The following is an 18307-nucleotide window of genomic DNA, read 5'->3' on the forward strand; positions in this document are numbered from 1 at the left end:
CAGAAGGCAAATAGAAATTAAGGAAAATAAAGTGGGAGAGATGAAAACGGGCAGGTCTACTTGGAATACCTGCCCACTGAAAGTTATTTCTTAATTAAGTTAATAAAGGTTGATTCCGCTGTCGCAGATCCTGCACGTTTGGCTTCTTCAAGCAGACGAAGCGCTTTTTGCATATCGTTCTTCTCTACCGCCGCCTTGATTTGCGCATTATAGAAGGCTTCTGTTTCCGGCAGCATCTTCGCGCTGATTACAGCAGGTGCGGCCTGAGGGGCCGGTTTAGCCGCAACTACCGGTGCTGCAACAACAGGTGCAGGTTTCGAAACCGGAGTCTGTACAACTTGATCAGCACGGTAAGAACGCAGATTCAACGGTTTGAGATCTAATGTCAGCGAACCGAATTTTTGATGCTGGATAACAGGATCTGTCACCATAGGGCGTGCTAAGCCTAACTCTTCTGCTCGTACACGTTCAGGATGCGGGATCTGAATCTGACCTTCACGGTATTCAAACGGAGAGTAAACAACCATATAAGGCGTTTTACTTTGCTCCATTGTAAAACGCTTCTGGTAACTGGAGAGGCTAAACAGATTTGATGGCGCAACATCAAAATCTTCCAGTGAAATAGTTTCAACTGGCTGGAATTGTGGATCCAGCAACATCACTTTAGGAGCAAAAACACCAGATGATTTCATCCAGCTTTTAAGATCAACCTGCATCCGCTCAACATTTTGCGGTAAAACAAAAGTGGCAAAGTAGCTCTTTCCTTCTGGGAACATGCCGACTTTTGAGTATTCATCAACCACAAAGTCAATTTCGCTACCCTGCATTGGCACCCAGGAAAATTCACTATACGTCGTACAACAGGCCTGCGCAGTAATTGCTACATCTTTCACTGGAGAGTTATTGCCTGATGTAGGGGAAGCAGCACAGCCGATCAAAGAAGCTGCCAACATGGCAGCCAGAGTTGTTTTAATTATTTTCATCTTGGTCTCCCATACCCTGAGAAATCAAATATATTGGGTATATATCTATTAGCTCTCGTTCAAATCTACTTCAAAGTCCAATAGATATATACTCAAAAAGGCAGCCCGAGGGCTGCCCTTCACATTAATTGGCTTAGAACCAGATTTCAGTGTGAACACCAACAACAACTTCGTCGTCGCCGTTCTTAATACCGATAATACCAGCACTCGCCTCATCGTCAGCTTTAATGTAGCTTACGTATGGTTTGATTTGAGGACGACCGAAGTAGTCAGCATTTACAGTAAATGCAGAAGCCAGCTCTACGTTGATAATATCGCTCTCAACAGAATCGCCTGAACGCTTCCAGTAACCATCTTTACCTTCTTCGTGACCGTACGAAGCAGTCATTTCCAGGCGCAGGTTGTCATTCACATTGTAAGAAGGACGTACAGCAACAATGTAGCGTTTAAGGTCCTCTGCACCAAATAGTTCATCCAGTGCACCTAGGTAAGTCAGTTCAGAACCCATCTGCCACTTATCAGAGATATTCAGAACACCGTAAGATGTCAGGAAGATAGATTCGGCATTATCATTACCATTTGACCAACCACCAAAGTTCAGGCCTCGGTTTTGAGCTACACCTTTACCGTATGCGATTGCAGTCTGGGACCAGCCATCGAAACCGTAGTAGTCACGGTTATAAGTGATACCGAAACCAACACCAGAATCTGAGTCAGAATCTTTGTTAGCCTGAGACATCAATTTCAGGTCAAAATCGAAACTACCGCCAAGAGCCTTAACGCCGTAGTAGTAAAAATCTACAGATGTCAGAGTAGAACGCTCTTTAGCGTCGTTTAACTTCACACTACAATCACGAGGATCTGTTGAGCCATCTTTACAATCAAGACTGTAAGAGTCTGCAGAACCAGCATCAGGGTCAGCAGTTACAACAGCAATACCAGCAGTGTTACCAGCAAGTTTAGTCTGAAGACCTGCACCAACACCTGAAGACTGCTTCCAGAACTCACCAGATAGCAAACCAGCAGCACGGTTCAAGTAACGCTGACCACCCCAGATAGATGTATCGTCGCCAAGGAAAGAGATACCACCGATTTCAACGAAAGTTTCTTTAACTTCAAACTGTGCTTTAGTGTTGTCTTTCTGGCTGCCAGATGATGTATAAGCGTAAGAATTACCGTTACCGTATTCAGAACGAACTACAAAATCAGACCAAACACCGTTCTGATGTTCTGTGTGCTTCTTAACTGTAAATTCTACCTGGTTAGTACTTTTACCGTGTGTACCAGCAGTTTTGTAGTCTGGCTTACCGTATTCAGTATCTACAGTTTCACCTTCAACCATACGGTAGTTCATTGAACCATAACCGTGTACTTCCCAACCGTCAGTTACGACATCGGTTGCGGACTCAGCAGCTACGTTGGCAGAAGCAAGCGCGGTAAGTAAAGCCGCTGCTACAGGTACTAACTTGTGTTTCATAGGAATGTCCCTTCTAATTATTTTCACGGTTGCTATTACTATCTGGGCAACCTTTTCGGGACTCATATTCAGCTTTCGTACAGTTACGCACATCATCCTAATCAGGGGGGGAGGAGGGAGGATTAGAGGGGCGTAGTAATTAGGGATGAGAGGTGTTTCGTGATTCGTCTCACGAAGATCAGGCGTAATCCCGTAATAAAAATACAAAATGTAATTTAAAAGTAAGACCTCAATCACTTAATCACATTAATTATGAAATAATCAGTAAGTGAATTAAATTTAATTTTTTATCAAAAAAAATCATTCCTTGACTGCGGAAATTTTCTCGATTTAATAACGGGTAGAAATAGTTCAAAAAAGAAAAGAGAAGTAAGAAATGTTCGCTAAATTAGCTCAGCCATTTCCTTTAGGGGCTACATTGTGTGATCAAGGTTGTAATTTTTCAATTCATTGTCCAGACAACCAAGATATTAAATTAATTTTGTTTGACAACAATAATAAAAAGAAAATAGTCGAACTTGAAAACCAACACATGGGAATAAGATATACATTTGTTCCCGATATTCGGGCCGGACAGTGCTATGGCTATCAAATTACAGATAAAAATGAAAAAAGATTAGTACTGGACCCTTATGCCCAGGCTCTAAGCAAAACACCCTTCTATATTCCGCCATTCCGTGCCGAACAAAGCTGGGATTTCGCAAAATCCGTTGTTACCGAGCATACATTCGACTGGGAAGATACGGTTTCCCCACAAATTCCATATGAAGAAACAGTGCTTTTTGAAACCCATGTCAAAGGTTTTACCAAGCTCCACCCTCATATGGACGAAGAATATAAAGGGACGTATCTTGGCCTGTGTCAGCCGGAAGTTATCAAGTCCCTGAAACAGCAAGGTGTCACCACACTACAGCTACTTCCTGTTGCCAGCTGCATGTCCGAACCACATTTGTTGGACATGGATAAAGTCAATTTCTGGGGCTACAACAGCCTTTGCTTCATGGCTCCGGAACCTCGCTATGCCATTGCTGATGCTGTCACTGAAATGAAAACCATGGTCAGAGAACTTCATAAGAATGATATTGAAGTGATTCTTGATATTGTTTTCAACCACACAGCTGAAGGCGGTGACGGCGGCCCTCAATTCCACTTCAAGAGTCTTGATAAAAACTACTACCTGCAAACCACAGACAAAAAGCTGCTTAACTACACCGGTTGTGGTAACACACTCGATCTGACCTACCAGCCGAGTCTGAACATTGTACTCGATACCCTGCGCCACTGGGTCACACACTACCATGTTGACGGTTTCAGATTCGACCTGGCAGCCACCCTTGGTCGTGACCGCCATTACTTCAACACCCGCAGTGCATTCTTTATGGCAGTTGCTCAGGATCCGATACTGAAGAAAGTAAAACTGATTGCCGAACCATGGGATGTCGGCCCTAACGGTTATCAGCTAGGCCACTTCCCGCGCGGCTGGAATGAGTGTAACGACAAGTTCCGGGATACAGTGAAAAGCTACTGGCTGTGTAACAAAAACAATGTCAAAGAGTTTGCCACCCGCCTGATGGGCTCACGGGATCTGTTCAGTGCCGGTGGCTGGCCGGATAAACTGCCGGTTAACTTCGTCTCATACCATGACGGCTTTACCCTGCAGGATCTGGTTTCTTACAACCATAAGCATAACCATGCCAACGGTGAGAACAACCGTGACGGACACGGCGATAACCGCTCATACAACCATGGAGTCGAAGGTGAAACCGACAACCTGACGATTCTTTACCGCCGCGAACGCCAGAAACGTAACCTAATGGCGACCCTGCTGTTCAGCTTCGGTATCCCGCATATTCTGGCTGTCGACAGTCTGTCGCATACTCAGGGCGGTAATAACAACGCTTACTGTCAGGATAATGAAATCAGCTGGGCAAACTGGGAAATGTCTCATGGCGATGAACTGTTCCATACCTGGATGGGCCAAATGATAGCTGCCCGCAAAGAGATTATGGCGCCATTCATCCGAGCCTTCAGTGGGCATGAGCGAGGCCATCACAGGATTCAGTGGCGGCACTCAAGCGGCCAGAATATGACAGCTGAAGACTGGCAGAACCTGGAAGCCTTTGGTCTCTACATGGGGCTTTATAAGGGAGGAAATGAACTAATGTATATCATTAATCATTCTGACATCCCTACCCGCTTCAGACTGCCGGAAGGAAATAAATGGTCGGTCATTTGTGATACTTCTGAGCGTTACCTGAGTAATCGCCAGATTCAGACCACTTACATGCAAGCAGCCAAATCGCTGACTATTCTGTTCCGAGGATAATGCCAAAACGCTAACTAAGACCAAAACTCAAAAAGCCCGGCGATGTAATTACTCAGCCGGGCTTTTTATTCTCTCATTACAACCTAATTTGCTAACTTACCGTAAGCAGTATCAATAATATCCTGAGGCACTCCGATCTCACTCAGATAACGCCTGACCGTTTCTGCACTGTTTTCAAAACAATCTATACCCAAGGCACTGGTTAGCGCCTGTTCAAGCAGACGGAAGCTTCGAAACTCCCCTATCGCCATATTATTCGTCTGCAGGTAATTATGGCGGATTTGCTCTTTTGTCGCGCCCATCATGAGTTGAAGAAACGCGATCACAACACCGGTCCGGTCTGAACCTAAACGGCAATGCACATGATAAGGGCCCTGATGCTGGCTGATATACTGAATCACCTGTCGGATACCACTCTGAAAACCCAGTTCATCCGGGTTAAAGCTCTCATCGCGATCAGACATGAAATACACCGTCTCATAAGCCATCGGGACACTAACCACCTGTTCCTTAAGCCACAACGTCTTATAGTAACTGTCTTGTGCTGAATCGAGAGCTAAAGCCAACTCCCTGTCGGTTTCAGACAGGTTGATAACCGTATTAATGCCATGTTCTTCTAGCAAAGTCATTACAACCTGCTGGCGCTCAGTTTCAATCTCTTTCAGTTGGGCATGGTTCTGACGGGAGGCAACAACCGGATGATAAGAACGATACAAACGCCCCGATGCTAACTCTCCACCTGTTACTTCCCTGAAGTTTGCCAAAATATATTGAGAAGAAAACTCTTCAGCGGAAGTTTTAATATGAAAGGAGCGCTTACTGTCACTGGCAATTTGTGCTATTTCTTCGGGTGTTATATTTTCAGGCAACAACAGATAATTAAAGTTTCCATTATGTTGATTATTAAAATAATAACCGACAGGGTAATTTGAGTTAAAAGGCAGTGTTCTCTGATTTTCATCATCCCATAAGCAATATTCAATATAACCAGAGTTACCTAATTTATAAAATGCATCCTGATTTTTCCGAAGCATGTGCCAATTCTCAGTATTTGAGAATTTATAAGCTTCTCTCTTTTCCCAATTGGTAAAAGTTCCTATCAAATATAATTTCTCACACTGATATGGAACCGTGAACATAATATCATTATTAATATGTTGATAGTGCAGCATAATTCCTTGCCTCAACAAAAAAAGCTCTATTCAACAGGTATTGAATAGAGCTAAAACTATAAACTGAAATTACAGTAGATTATTCATATATAAACTTTTATGCCGGCATCAGTACCGCGAAAGATTCATAAGGCTTCAGTGTTAACTCTTCACCCAATTGCTGGCGATGTTCATAGTTAGCGATGATGCACTCAGCATTATCTGTTCGCAGTGACTCAGGTAGAGCCAACACCACCTCTTCCGCCGTAAAGTTATTCAGTACAAACAAGCGGTGTTGCTCGTCTGAGCGAACATAAGCAAAGACCTTGTCGTGATCTTCAAAAACCGGCTCAAATGCACCATGAACGATAACAGGCAGTGACTTACGTAGCTGAATCAACTTCTGGTAGTGATAGAAAATTGAGCTCTGATCTTCCAGTGCTGCTGCAACGTTAATGTCCGGGTAGTTAGGGTTTACCTGCAACCATGGCTGGTTTGTCGAGAAACCGGCGTTATCGGAGTTATCCCAGTGCATCGGCGTACGAGCGTTATCACGGCTATTCTCATGGACAGCAGCCAGCATGGTTTCCGGTGCCACACCATTTTCAGTACGTTCTTTGTAGAAGTTCAGGGTTTCGATATCACGGTAATCATCAATACTGTCAAACGCAACGTTAGTCATACCAATCTCTTCACCCTGGTAGACATACGGTGTGCCTTTCATCAGGTGCAGTGTGGTTGCCAGCATCTTGGCTGACTCAACACGATACTTCCCTTCATCACCGTACTTGGACACTACACGTGGTAAGTCATGGTTATTCCAGAACAGTGAGTTCCAGCCTTCATTCTCAAGTTCAACCTGCCACTTAGTCAGCACTTTCTTAAAGGCAGGCAGATCCAACGGGATCGGATTCCACTTATCACCATGCTCCCAAGTCAGAGTAATGTGCTCGAACTGGAACACCATTGAAAACTCTTCACGTTCAGGATTACTGAACAACTTGGCAATTTCCGGTGTCGCCCCCCAGGTTTCCCCGACAGTCAGAAGATTTTTATCACCGAATGTCGCGCGGTTCATTTCCTGTAACAATGGATGCAGGCGTGGACCGTTACCGGTGATCCCTTTATCGATCTCTTTACCGATCAGGTCGATCACATCCAGACGGAAGCCACCGATACCCTGCTCAATCCACCAGTTCATCATCTTATGGACTTCCTGCTGAACCTTAGGGTTCTCCCAGTTCAGATCCGGCTGTTTCTTAGAGAACAAGTGGAAGTAGTATTCTCCGGTCTGCTCATCATACTGCCATGCGCTGCCTCCGAAGATAGAGCCCTGCTCGTCCGGCGCTGAGCCACCTTCTTTTGGCTGGCGCCAGATGTAGTAATCACGGTATGGGCTGTCTTTCGACTTACGAGCTTCCTGGAACCAAGGATGTTCATCAGAAGTATGGTTAACAACCAAATCCATAATAATGCGGATATCGCGCTGCTTAGCCTCAGCCAACAACTGCTGCATGTCAGCCATGGTGCCGAACTCAGGCGCAATATCCTGATAATCAGAGATATCGTAACCATTGTCGTCCATTGGTGAACGATATACCGGAGACAACCAGATGACATTCACACCAAGGTTCTTCAGGTAATCCAGTTTGCTTATGATTCCCTGCAGATCGCCAATCCCGTCATTGTTGGAATCACAAAAGCTGCGAGGGTAGATTTGGTAGACAACAGCATCATGCCACCACTTCGGCGTCATTTTCATCGACATCGGCTCCATAAAAGCTTGAATCAAACAAGTGATATCTTTAATGCTGATAGCATAAGGTGATTATTCCTTGCTGAAAAATACATCCAAACCCTGGTGATATAGCTTTTTCCTATATCACTGCAATTTATAACGACACAGATCACAATATTCGGCCAAAGCGGATTTCCATCAAAATCAATAAATGTGAGACTTGTCGATAATCTCTTTTTAGCCTTTCCCTTCAGGTACAAAAACGCTTATGGATAAAAGCTACCGGCAGTTTTTGGTGGTTGCCGAGCTGGGTAATATCAGCCTTGCTGCCAGCCATTTAGGTCTCAGCCAGCCAACGTTGACCAATAACATGAAAAAGCTCGAAGCCAGTTTTGACGTCCCGCTTTTCATCCGCAAATCTAAAGGTGTTGAGTTAACTGAATACGGATTGCTGCTTCAGGAGCAAGTGCTTGAGCTTCAGCGCCGGCATGATGCCCTGCTCGATAAGATGGCCGACCTGAAGGAAAGGAAAACCGAAAAGATCCGCATGGGGACCGGTGACGCCTGGTGGGAAGTCTTTGTTAAAAATGCCCTACGACAATACAGTGCCAATCATCCTTCGATTTCGATCCAACTGGAATTTGGCAACCACCTTAAACTGATGGAGATGCTGATCCACGGTCATATCGATCTTTTCATCGGACACGAGATCATCGGGTTATCCCGCAAATGTAACGTTACTTTCACACCGTTACTGCAGGATCAGGAGGCTCTGTTTGTACACCAATCTCACCCCCTGCTGGTCAACAATAAAGTCGCAGCCGATACAGAGCTATATCCATTACTACAGGTCACACCGGATTCCGATACTTACCAACATATCATCGATAACCCTGTACCGAAACAACTGGAGAGAGAACGGAAAAAAATATCAGAGCGAATTGTGTATGAGATTAATTCGCTGTCTGCCAGCATTGATATATTGAAAACCACCAATGCCATCATGCCCTACCCTCAAAGTATGGCGGAGTATTTTGCAAAGTCGGATATTGTTGCTTTACCTCTGGCAAAGAAAGGTCAGACTGGCACAGTCGGAATCTATCACCTCAATGAGGTGTTAGCCGATCATGTATTTGACATAAAAGAACTACTTATAAGCTGTGGGAGTCGATAGCCTGGAAAAGGCCATGTCTCTGACTTCCTGAAAAGCGATATAAAAAAGCCCGTGTACTTTGTAAGTAACGGGCTTTCAATTTATGGCTAACTTTTAAAACTCAAAACCATTTGGCTTATACAATAAATGTTGCCACTTTCTCATTCAGATTAGCCGCCTGACCACTCAGCTCTTCAGCCTGACGGCGAGCATCGCTGGCATCATGAGCAAGCTGGTCGGTTACATCTTTAATAGTGGTGGTATTCTGAGTGATTTCATCAGTCACGTGGGTCTGCTCTTCAGCAGCCGTCGCAATCTGAGTTGCCATGTCGCTGATCATGGCTACAGAATCATTGATTTGTACCAATGCATCAGTCGCTTTATCAGCATCCTCAACAGAACACTGAGCCAGTTGCGAACTGGTTTCCATCAGATCAACCGCTTTAGATGTCGTCTGCTGCAAGGTTGCAATCATTCCCTGAATCTCTTCAGTCGATGTATGCGTACGCTGGGAAAGCACACGAACTTCATCAGCAACTACCGCAAAGCCGCGTCCCTGCTCACCGGCACGGGCTGCCTCAATCGCCGCGTTCAGTGCCAGCAGGTTGGTTTGTTCTGCAATGCCCTGAATGGTTGAAAGGATGCTGTTGATGTCCTGAGCATGAGTATGGAGCTCACCGATAACACCGGTTGCTTCATTAACTTCTGTCGCCAGGTTATTAATCGACACCTTGCTTTGTTCCACCAGCTCACGACCGTTATTGGTATGAGAAGTTGAATCCTGTGCAGCTCGCGCAGTCTGTTCAGCATGAGATGCAATTTCTTGCGTTGCTGACGCCATCTCTGTAACCGCAGTCGCTACCATAGCAATCTCATCCTGCTGACGCTGCAGGTCAGTAGCGGTTTTATCAGCGCGTGACTCACCGGCAATTGAAGCTTCGTTAAGCTCTTCACCCTGAGTACGAATATGGCCAATCAGAACCTGCAGGCTGGCAACAAACTGGTTAAAGTTACGAGCCAACTCACCGACTTCATCATTACTGTCAAGGTCAATACGGCGAGTCAGATCACCGCCACCCTGAGCAATCGTTGCCAGAGCTCCTGAAACCTGTTGAAGCGGTTTGAACAGGTACACACAAAGCAGGTTAAACAGGAATACACAGATCACAACCACTAAAAGTGTGGTCAAAACCTGTCCAACCAGTGCATCGTAAAGCGGTGCAACCACTGACTCGTAGTCGATCACGATAACAGTATTGAGGTCTTTGCCTTTAATTGGCGAAACGAATACAAAACTATCACGACCGTTCAGAACTACTTTCGCGATATGACCTTCACGAGCAAGACTGTCTAGCAGGTTACCTGTCAGATCACTGTCCAGCGTACTTACCGGCTTGTTCAGCAGCGAAGTATCAGCATAAGCAAACAAATTACCTTCGCCGTTAGCAATGAGCATATAACCTTCGCCAGGCAGAACAACATCTTCAAGTTGCTTGATGATGTTTGCCATTTCAACGTCAGCACCTAGTACTGCACGCTGGCCGAATACAGTTACAGCTTTACCCATAGACACAACCGTTGCGCCTGTTGCCGCAGCGACCGTCGGGTTTTCTACTGTTACCTGACCGTTCAGTTTCATCGCATTCTGGTACCAAGACCATTTACGAGGGTCGTCATTACCCGGTGGAAGCTGAACATTGTTAGCATTCGCCTGCGAACCATCATTAAATGCCAGGAAGACGTTATCGAATTTTCCAGAATCACGAACCTGCTTCAGGTGATCCGAAAGTGACTCAGAGATAACGGTTTCCGGCAGTGCCGAAAGCGCATCACCTTTAGCTTCCAACCAATCAGTTACATAAGTATTGTAAGAAGATGCTACACCCCGAAGCCGATCATTGAGCTCCTCGTCCAACCGTCCAAGCGATGACATAAATGAAAGTGCTGTCACCAGCATTCCACCTAAGATAATGGCAATACTGGCAGAAAGCGCCAGCTTTTGCCTAAGAGTTAGATTAAACATTGATTCCCTTTGTTTTTTTTACCGCATTAGCAGTAATACGCTTTAGCTGTATTATGATTGACTACGAAACAGCCGTTATCGACTTAAAATAAGCTCCCCCGATTAGAGGCTATCCCGACGTCATTTTGTTTTATTTCTGAGCTCGAAATTATTACATTTTTGTTTAACTGTTTACACTGTCAATAGCACATTTTGACCATTTTTATTTATACAATTTTCACACACAGAAAAATGCACTCATAATTTTTCATTATATGTATCTTCAGGGCCACGTAGAATTCCCCATGGCAATACTTCACTGATTTTCATGTAACACTGCGATTCACAACATAAAAATCAAGCAAACGTTGTCTTTTTGGAATGAATAAGCCAATTAAGTTCTGAGAATAACAAACACAAAAAAGCCCTCACGAGTGAGGGCTTTAAGAGGATAGGAATACCTAAATATCAGCTAATTAACGTACTATCAGACAGCTATTTGCGACGAAAAAACAGGCGTTACCAGCCCTTTCTCTTCACCCAAATACATACTGATGTATTGTTCTGCTGATTCCTTCCAGTCAAATTTACAGGCAATCGCATTTAACTGCAGCCGCTTGAATTCCTGCGGCCGTTGACAGTAAAGCAACAAGCTTCGCTGAAGTTTGATTAACAACGCTTCCGGCGTCGGTGATTCAAACATAAAGCCAGTTGCAACCTGAGGTGTCTGATCATAGTCAATCACAGTATCTTTCAAGCCACCTACTGCTCGGACAATAGGCAGAGTACCGTAGGCCAGGCTGTACATCTGATTCAGACCGCAAGGCTCAAATTCAGATGGCATCATGAAGAAATCAGCTCCGGCCTCAACACAGTGTGCCAGCGGGTTGCTATAAGCTTCAACAAAAGCAAACTTCTCTTTATGTGTATCACTAATTTCACGAAGAGCCGCAGCCAGCTTAGGATCACCGGTTCCGACAATAACAACCTGAACATCATTAACCAGAAAGTCTTTCAGCACAGGGATCAGATAATGCACGCCTTTTTGCTCTGTAAGGCGACAGACCATACCGTAAAGCGGTACATCCTCGACAGGCAAACCTACCTGCTGCTGTAAATCACGCTTACAGGCTTTCTTACCACGAGCAAGACTTACCTTGCTCGCTTTATAAGTTTGCTTGATGTATGAATCCGTCTCTGGATGCCAATCATCGTAATCACAACCATTAACAATGCCGTACAAGTCGTTTGCCCGGCTCTGGAAATCCTCGGCCATACCGTGAGAACCCAACTCAGTTAACAGCTCCGATGCGTAGTTCGGACTCACTGCATTGATCTTATCCGCAAACGCCACACCAGCTTTCAGCATACTGATATGGGCATGACCTACTTCAAGGTTGATATAGCGCTTTTGGATCAGTTCAGGGATCAGGCTGTACTGATCGTAGTTAAAGACCCCTTTAAAGACTGCATTATGGATCGTTAACACACTCTTAGTTTCAGCAAAGAAGGCATCTTCTGCATAACGAGTACGCAATAAAAACGGAATCAGTCCGGTATGCCAGTCATTACAATGAACAACATCCGGCTGAAAACCCACTTTCTCACACAGATCCAATGCCGCAGCACTGAAGAACGCAAAGCGTTCTCCGTTATCCGCATAAGCCTGATTATTTTCTGCGTACAACTCTGCACGGCCAAAGTATTCAGGAGCATCAACAGCATATACAGGCACTGTCGACGCTAGTTCCTTTATTTGATATTCAACCGGTGCAGGCTGAGTCTCAACATATAATTCAGTATCAACAAGCAGCTTCGCTTTTTCCCTGCCCGCTATTCGTTGATAAAAGGGCATCACGATACGAACATCATGTCCCATTGCTTGCAATGCCGAAGGGAGTGACTTAGCCACATCAGCCAGGCCACCTGTTTTAACAAACCCTTCAACTTCAGAAGCGACAAATAAAATTTTGAGTGGTTTACCCGAAGACGGTTTTTTCCTAGTAACCAATTTTTGCTCCTTTTGGTATCACGACAATTCCATCGTCTGATACATGGTATTTCTTCCTATCCTCTTCGATATTCTCACCAATGACAGTACCAGGCGCGATCTGAACATTCTTATCGATAATAGCACGACGGATCGAACACCCTGCTCCAATCTTCACATCACCTAAAATGACGGATTCACTAATGGTGGTACAGTGATCAACATTGGTGCGGAAACCAAGAACCGATTTATACACTTTTGCACCACGTATATAACTTCCAGCAGAAATCATGCAGTTATTGATATCTACTTTACAGTCGTCACTATCCAGTACGGTCGCTGGTGGCAGTGGCGGATAGTAGGTATGTAGCTGCCACTGACGGTTATAAAGAGAGAACGGCGCATCTTCTGACAGCAAATCCATATGAGCCTGCCAGTAAGACTCGATAGTACCTACATCGCGCCAGTAACCTGTTGTTTTCTCACCAGGGATGATATTAGTAGTAAAGTCGTACACAAAGACCTTACCCAGCGGGAACAACTTAGGAATAATGTCCTTACCAAAGTCATGGCTTGAGTGCTCATTAACTGCATCTTCTTCCAGTTCTTTGCTCAGTACATCGGTTTCGAAGATATAGTTACCCATTGATACAAGTGCATGTTCAGGATCACCCGGAATCGCTTTCGGATTCGCAGGCTTTTCTTCAAAGCCAATCATGCAGCCATTTTCATCAACTTCAATAACACCAAATGCACTTGCCTGATTTAAAGGCATTCGCAAGGCTGAAACTGTCAGATCGGCTTTTTTCTCCATGTGGAAATTCAGCATCTGCTTCACATCCATCTTGTAGATATGATCACTACCGAAAATACAAACCTGATCCGGCGCTTCTAGTTCAATAAAGCGGAGGTTCTGGTAAATAGCATCAGCCGTTCCGTCGTACCAACGTTTCCCCATCCGCATCTGTGCAGGAATAGGATCGATAAAACGTCCTGTAATTCCTGAAACATTCCAACCTTTTTTCATGTGCACATAAAGAGATTGGGACTTAAATTGCGTCAGCACATATATCTTCATCAGATCCGCATTCAGAAAGTTATTCAATGCGAAGTCAATCAGGCGGTAACTGCCACCAAATGGCACTGCCGGCTTAGTACGTGTATCAGTTAAAGGGCGCAGGCGAGAACCTTCTCCACCAGCCAGAATCATTCCTAAAACACCAGCCATGGTGTACCTCCTTGTTAATAAGCAATCAAGCACATATATATCACACATCCATGCCTGTTGAGAATGAATTTGCACTGAATCTTGTTTTATAAATTACAGAATTAAAAATTTATTACAGCGTTCACACTTTTTGGCAGGAGGACTACTTACAATCTCGTAAATATGTGGCTTCTAAAGTACAAAAATCGTTCAAAAATGGCAGATAAATAAATTTTATAGAATTGTCACATGTCCTGAATCGCCCGATTTTACTGGCTAAACAGGTCTACTCCCCCCATCTCCTACTCCCCAATCCCCTGAAAAGCTGAATACTTTTTCAATCCCGCCCATTAGACTCTTCTCAGTTTCTTGTACGGATATAAAAACGATGACGACGAGCGTTTCATTTTATGATTCACCAAAGGCGACCAATGTCATATTGCATGCCTTTGACTGGCCTTACCGCCGTATCACTGAAAATGCCGAAGCCATTGCAAAAGCAGGCTTTAAGGCGGTACTTATCTCTCCGCCATTAAAGTCAATGAAATCAAAAGATGGCACTCCATGGTGGCAAAGATACCAACCACAAGACTACCGGGTAATCGATAACCAACTCGGTAACACAAACGATTTACGACAAATGACAGCGGCCCTCAGAGATCATGGCATGCTGGTTTATGCTGATGTGGTATTTAATCACATGGCCAATGAGTCAGATCTTCGCACAGATCTCGACTACCCTAATTCTCAGGTTCAGCAAGAATACGCAGATAACCCAGACTATTCTGAATCTGTCCGCCTATTTGGTGACTTAGCCGAACCTCTGTTTACTGAGCAGGATTTTGTAAGCGCTTTCCCTATCAAAAATTGGAAAGATCCATGGCAGGTTCAGCATGGGCGTATTAGCGGCGGAAGTGATGATCCCGGCCTACCAACGTTAAAATGCAACGTAAATGTAGTAAAAGCACAAAAGTCTTACCTGAAAGCACTTAAACAATTAGGAATTAATGGCTTCAGAATTGATGCAGCCAAACACATGACGCTGGAACACATTCATCTGGTTTGGGATGAAGAAATCACTAAAGGTACCCATATCTTCGGTGAAATAATCACAGATGGCGGGGCGACTAAGGAAGAGTACGAGCTGTTTCTTGAGCCATATTTGAAATCCACTAATTTAGGGGCCTATGACTTCCCACTTTTCCATTCTCTTTTCAATGTGTTTGAGAAGGAAGAGTCAATGTCTGGGCTGATCAACCCGTATTCTGTGGGGCAAGCTCTGGCTGTCGACAGAGCAATAACTTTTGCGACTACCCACGATATTCCGAATAACGACGTCTTTCTGGATCAGATTATGTCGGAAATCAATGAAAAATTGGCCTACTGCTATCTGTTCGGACGTGACGGCGGTGTACCTCTGGTTTACTCAGACCTGGATACCAGTGGTATTGCTAAAGAAGATGGCTCTCCACGCTGGTTGGATTCCTGGCATAACCCGCTACTGATTAAGATGATCCAATTCCATAACTATGCTCACGGTCAACCAATGAAGTACCTTGAACATAGTAATGACCACCTTATGTTTAGCCGTGGTGACAAAGGACTAGTGATTATCAACAAAGGACTTTCAGCGATAAATGTTGATTTACCGGCAGGCCAATATACAGATTTACTAAAAATGGAAGGGGTGAAAGTAACGAAGATATCAGCTGACCGCAGCTCAACTGATCCTGAGGACACAAACCCAAATAAGGAAAGCTATTTAAATGTGACTCTGCCAGCGCAGTCCTGCGCAATGCTTGTCAGGTAAGTGAATTGACGATGGTTGGCAGTTTATGATGCTGCCAACCTGACCAGTGGATAAATATCACAACTCCACATCAAGAACTTTCCCGGTATAAAGGTCAATCTCTAATTCGATCATTTTACCATCTTTATCACGCGCTTCGACTTCTATTTCATTTTCGTCACGCTCAACTTTGATTTTCCTGAAATCATGATATCCCTGGCTTTGCAATAATCTCATTGCTTCGGGAACAGTCAGCATATCCGGATGAGGAGGTTCAACCGGATCGGCCATTACCATTCCGGAAAACAAACAGCTCCCAAGGACGATTCCCTTCAACCATAACTGACATACTTTCATACCATTTCCTACTTAAAAGTACTTTCTTGCGTCATCATATCAAAGCCTTAAGTTTAACTCTTAATGTAGCCCCCAAATAAACGTGATTTAAATCACACATTTACTTAAGCTGACATAGAGTCAGCTCGCCCGTTCACCATTACCGACAAACCTGTCGACTATCTGTAACAATACGATGGCTTTCGTTTTATCGGTATTCAACCCAAGGCACTAAGAAAGATAGTATAGACTTACATAAACCAGCGCTTATTCTTGCATACACCTTACCAAGTGGTAATAATTATCATTACCATGCAAGTAAGGAGCACCAGATGGAAAAGCAAGCACTCCTGTATACCCTGTACTTCAAAGCAGAAGACAGATTTCTACATCCCTCTGCCGCCTCCGGTTATGAACCGGACATTATTATTGAATATATCCAGTCAGGGTTGAACCTTGCTTCTTATTATTGCCGCTACTCGTCTGCTGCCAATCCACTACTGCAGGAACTTTTCTTACGACGAGTATTCTTTCTACTCATTGAAGCGATCAACCATCAGAAACACTCTCGTTTATTCCGCCGAATCTGTGCCGATCACCTCTACTGTCCGATGATGGCCCTGAAAAAGTTCTACGGTCATTCCGCCGACGGCCACAGACGCTTCTTATCGCTACAACGTAACTTATTGCGAATCCATAACAATTCAGATCTGTAAGGATAATTATCATGAGCTCTCAATTTCGAATCGAAAAAGATAGCATGGGTGAAGTGCACGTCCCTGCTGACGCGCTGTATCAGGCTCAAACCCAGCGGGCTATCAATAATTTCCCAATCAGTGGAATGCCTATGCCGGGCCAATTCATTAAAGCATTAGCATACGTTAAACAGGCTGCGGCACGCAGTAACCTGGAACTTGGTCATCTCGAAGGTGATATAGCCCACGCCATTATTGACAGTTGTCAGGAAATCATCGACGGCAATCACATAGACCAATTCCCTATTGATGTATTCCAGACCGGTTCCGGCACCAGTTCAAACATGAACGCCAATGAGGTTATTGCCTCCCTAGCATCGAAAAAAAGCAAACAAAATGTCAGCCCAAACGACCACGTCAATATGGGACAAAGCAGTAATGATGTGATTCCGACTGCTATTCAGGTCAGTGCGGCACTGGCTTGCCATTTCCACCTGTTCCCAGCACTGAATCACCTGATTTCTACCATAGAACAAAAAGCTGAAAACGTAGGGCATATTGTTAAAACAGGCCGAACCCACTTAATGGATGCTATGCCGGTCACTATGGGTCAGGAACTGCTGGGTTGGAAAACTCAGATTGAAAAAGCGCTGCAGGGCATTAACTATTCACTGGAAAATGTTACTGCACTAGCTCAGGGGGGAACAGCGGTTGGCACAGGAATCAATGCCGATCCTGAGTTTGCCGCCACTTTTACTAACAACATTTCAGTATCAACCGAGATTAACTTCACTTCCAGTGATAACTTTTTCTATAACCTTGGTAGTCAGGATGCCATTGTTGCCCTATCAGGACAGTTAAAAACTGCCGCTGTTGCTGTAATGAAAATTTCGAACGATTTACGCTGGATGAACTCCGGCCCACTTGCCGGCCTAGGGGAAATAGAACTTGAATCTCTTCAACCTGGTTCATCTATCATGCCGGGAAAAGTGAACCCTGTAATTCCTGAATCAGCCGCAATGGTTGCCGCCCAGGTTATTGGCAATGACACCACCATCACTGTGGCCGGACAATCTGGTAACTTCCAGCTAAACGTAATGCTGCCGGTAATAGCCCTCAACCTTATTCAAAGTATCGAACTACTGGCCAACGCAGCAACGCAACTTGCAGATAAGGCGATAAGCAGCTTCACCGTCAGAGAAGATAATCTGCAGCTAGCTCTGGCAAAAAACCCAATTCTGGTTACAGCACTAAACCCAGTAATCGGCTATTTGAAAGCCGCAGAAATTGCGAAAAAAGCTTATAAAGAAAAACGTGCAATTATTGACGTTGCAGAAGAAGAAACAGAATTGAGCAGAAATGAGCTGGAGAACTTGCTTAACCCACAACAGCTGACAGAGGGAGGCATTGCCCAGTAGAACTAGAGAAATAACAACCGGCGCTCTGCCCTTCAACGAAGG

The 18307-nt window shown here is 44.6% G+C and carries 13 protein-coding genes; 5 read left to right on the forward strand and 8 right to left on the reverse strand.

What is annotated here, in order from left to right; translation table 11 throughout:
* Nucleotides 1-83 precede the first annotated feature (83 nt).
* Both AACQ93_RS22850 and AACQ93_RS22855 read right to left on the reverse strand, forming a co-directional pair.
* Complete coding sequence (locus AACQ93_RS22850) at nt 84-983, reverse strand: MalM family protein (protein ID WP_064609152.1); 900 nt, start codon at nt 981-983, stop codon at nt 84-86.
* A 133-nt stretch (nt 984-1116) separates the two neighbouring features.
* Nucleotides 1117-2460 (reverse strand): carbohydrate porin, encoded by a 1344-nt coding sequence (locus tag AACQ93_RS22855; protein ID WP_064609154.1) that lies wholly within the window; start codon nt 2458-2460, stop codon nt 1117-1119.
* A gap of 376 nt (nt 2461-2836) precedes the next feature.
* Between AACQ93_RS22855 and glgX the strand changes: the two genes are divergently transcribed.
* A complete protein-coding gene (glgX, locus tag AACQ93_RS22860) occupies nt 2837-4786 on the forward strand; it encodes a glycogen debranching protein GlgX (protein WP_064609157.1) in 1950 nt (649 codons plus the stop codon).
* Nucleotides 4787-4869: 83 nt separating this feature from the next.
* Here glgX and AACQ93_RS22865 read toward each other — a convergent pair whose 3' ends face one another.
* Entirely contained in the window at nt 4870-5958 is a 1089-nt protein-coding gene (locus AACQ93_RS22865; protein ID WP_064609159.1) for a tyrosine-protein phosphatase, read from the reverse strand.
* A gap of 97 nt (nt 5959-6055) precedes the next feature.
* The gene (locus tag AACQ93_RS22870) at nt 6056-7693 is read right to left on the reverse strand and encodes a glycoside hydrolase family 13 protein (RefSeq protein ID WP_064609716.1); all 1638 of its coding nucleotides are present in this window, start codon (nt 7691-7693) and stop codon (nt 6056-6058) included.
* Between the two features lie 250 nt (nt 7694-7943).
* Here AACQ93_RS22870 and AACQ93_RS22875 point away from each other — a divergent pair, with 250 nt between their 5' ends.
* Complete coding sequence (locus AACQ93_RS22875) at nt 7944-8849, forward strand: LysR family transcriptional regulator (protein WP_064609160.1); 906 nt, start codon at nt 7944-7946, stop codon at nt 8847-8849.
* Between the two features lie 115 nt (nt 8850-8964).
* Here AACQ93_RS22875 and AACQ93_RS22880 read toward each other — a convergent pair whose 3' ends face one another.
* From AACQ93_RS22880 to glgC, 3 genes are all read right to left on the reverse strand, one after another.
* Nucleotides 8965-10851, reverse strand: coding sequence for a methyl-accepting chemotaxis protein (locus tag AACQ93_RS22880; RefSeq protein WP_064609162.1), 1887 nt, complete (start codon nt 10849-10851; stop codon nt 8965-8967).
* Between the two features lie 466 nt (nt 10852-11317).
* Nucleotides 11318-12841, reverse strand: a complete 1524-nt coding sequence (glgA, locus tag AACQ93_RS22885) for a glycogen synthase GlgA (protein ID WP_064609164.1) — start codon at nt 12839-12841, stop codon at nt 11318-11320.
* On the reverse strand, nt 12831-14048 hold the full coding sequence (glgC, locus tag AACQ93_RS22890; protein ID WP_007462530.1) for a glucose-1-phosphate adenylyltransferase: 1218 nt from the start codon (nt 14046-14048) through the stop codon (nt 12831-12833). The genes glgA and glgC overlap by 11 nt, the downstream gene beginning before the upstream one ends.
* Before the next feature lie 367 nt (nt 14049-14415).
* Between glgC and AACQ93_RS22895 the strand changes: the two genes are divergently transcribed.
* Nucleotides 14416-15837: an alpha-amylase family glycosyl hydrolase gene (locus tag AACQ93_RS22895; protein ID WP_064609166.1), complete on the forward strand. Its 1422-nt coding sequence runs from the start codon at nt 14416-14418 to the stop codon at nt 15835-15837.
* Between the two features lie 57 nt (nt 15838-15894).
* On the opposite strand, the gene AACQ93_RS22900 is transcribed toward AACQ93_RS22895, so the two are convergent.
* Nucleotides 15895-16173: a PepSY domain-containing protein gene (locus AACQ93_RS22900; RefSeq protein WP_084419418.1), complete on the reverse strand. Its 279-nt coding sequence runs from the start codon at nt 16171-16173 to the stop codon at nt 15895-15897.
* 311 nt (nt 16174-16484) lie between these two features.
* Here AACQ93_RS22900 and AACQ93_RS22905 point away from each other — a divergent pair, with 311 nt between their 5' ends.
* Nucleotides 16485-16868: a hypothetical protein gene (locus AACQ93_RS22905; protein WP_064609168.1), complete on the forward strand. Its 384-nt coding sequence runs from the start codon at nt 16485-16487 to the stop codon at nt 16866-16868.
* Between the two features lie 11 nt (nt 16869-16879).
* Entirely contained in the window at nt 16880-18265 is a 1386-nt protein-coding gene (locus AACQ93_RS22910; RefSeq protein WP_064609170.1) for a class II fumarate hydratase, read from the forward strand.
* The last annotated feature ends 42 nt before the right edge of the window (nt 18266-18307 follow it).

Source organism: Photobacterium sp. J15 (assembly GCF_963870815.1).
Classification (GTDB): Bacteria; Pseudomonadota; Gammaproteobacteria; order Enterobacterales; family Vibrionaceae; genus Photobacterium; species Photobacterium marinum.

Excerpts from the sequence above, each read along its gene's own strand:
- AACQ93_RS22900 (WP_084419418.1), bottom strand. The coding sequence starts at position 16,173 with ATGAAAGTATGTCAGTTATGGTTGAAGGGAATCGTCCTTGGGAGCTGT.
- AACQ93_RS22870 (WP_064609716.1), bottom strand. The coding sequence starts at position 7,693 with ATGACGCCGAAGTGGTGGCATGATGCTGTTGTCTACCAAATCTACCCT.
- AACQ93_RS22880 (WP_064609162.1), bottom strand. The coding sequence starts at position 10,851 with ATGTTTAATCTAACTCTTAGGCAAAAGCTGGCGCTTTCTGCCAGTATT.
- AACQ93_RS22850 (WP_064609152.1), bottom strand. The coding sequence starts at position 983 with ATGAAAATAATTAAAACAACTCTGGCTGCCATGTTGGCAGCTTCTTTG.
- glgC (WP_007462530.1), bottom strand. The coding sequence starts at position 14,048 with ATGGCTGGTGTTTTAGGAATGATTCTGGCTGGTGGAGAAGGTTCTCGC.
- AACQ93_RS22875 (WP_064609160.1), top strand. The coding sequence starts at position 7,944 with ATGGATAAAAGCTACCGGCAGTTTTTGGTGGTTGCCGAGCTGGGTAAT.
- AACQ93_RS22895 (WP_064609166.1), top strand. The coding sequence starts at position 14,416 with ATGACGACGAGCGTTTCATTTTATGATTCACCAAAGGCGACCAATGTC.
- AACQ93_RS22905 (WP_064609168.1), top strand. The coding sequence starts at position 16,485 with ATGGAAAAGCAAGCACTCCTGTATACCCTGTACTTCAAAGCAGAAGAC.
- glgX (WP_064609157.1), top strand. The coding sequence starts at position 2,837 with ATGTTCGCTAAATTAGCTCAGCCATTTCCTTTAGGGGCTACATTGTGT.
- AACQ93_RS22855 (WP_064609154.1), bottom strand. The coding sequence starts at position 2,460 with ATGAAACACAAGTTAGTACCTGTAGCAGCGGCTTTACTTACCGCGCTT.
- AACQ93_RS22910 (WP_064609170.1), top strand. The coding sequence starts at position 16,880 with ATGAGCTCTCAATTTCGAATCGAAAAAGATAGCATGGGTGAAGTGCAC.
- AACQ93_RS22865 (WP_064609159.1), bottom strand. The coding sequence starts at position 5,958 with ATGCTGCACTATCAACATATTAATAATGATATTATGTTCACGGTTCCA.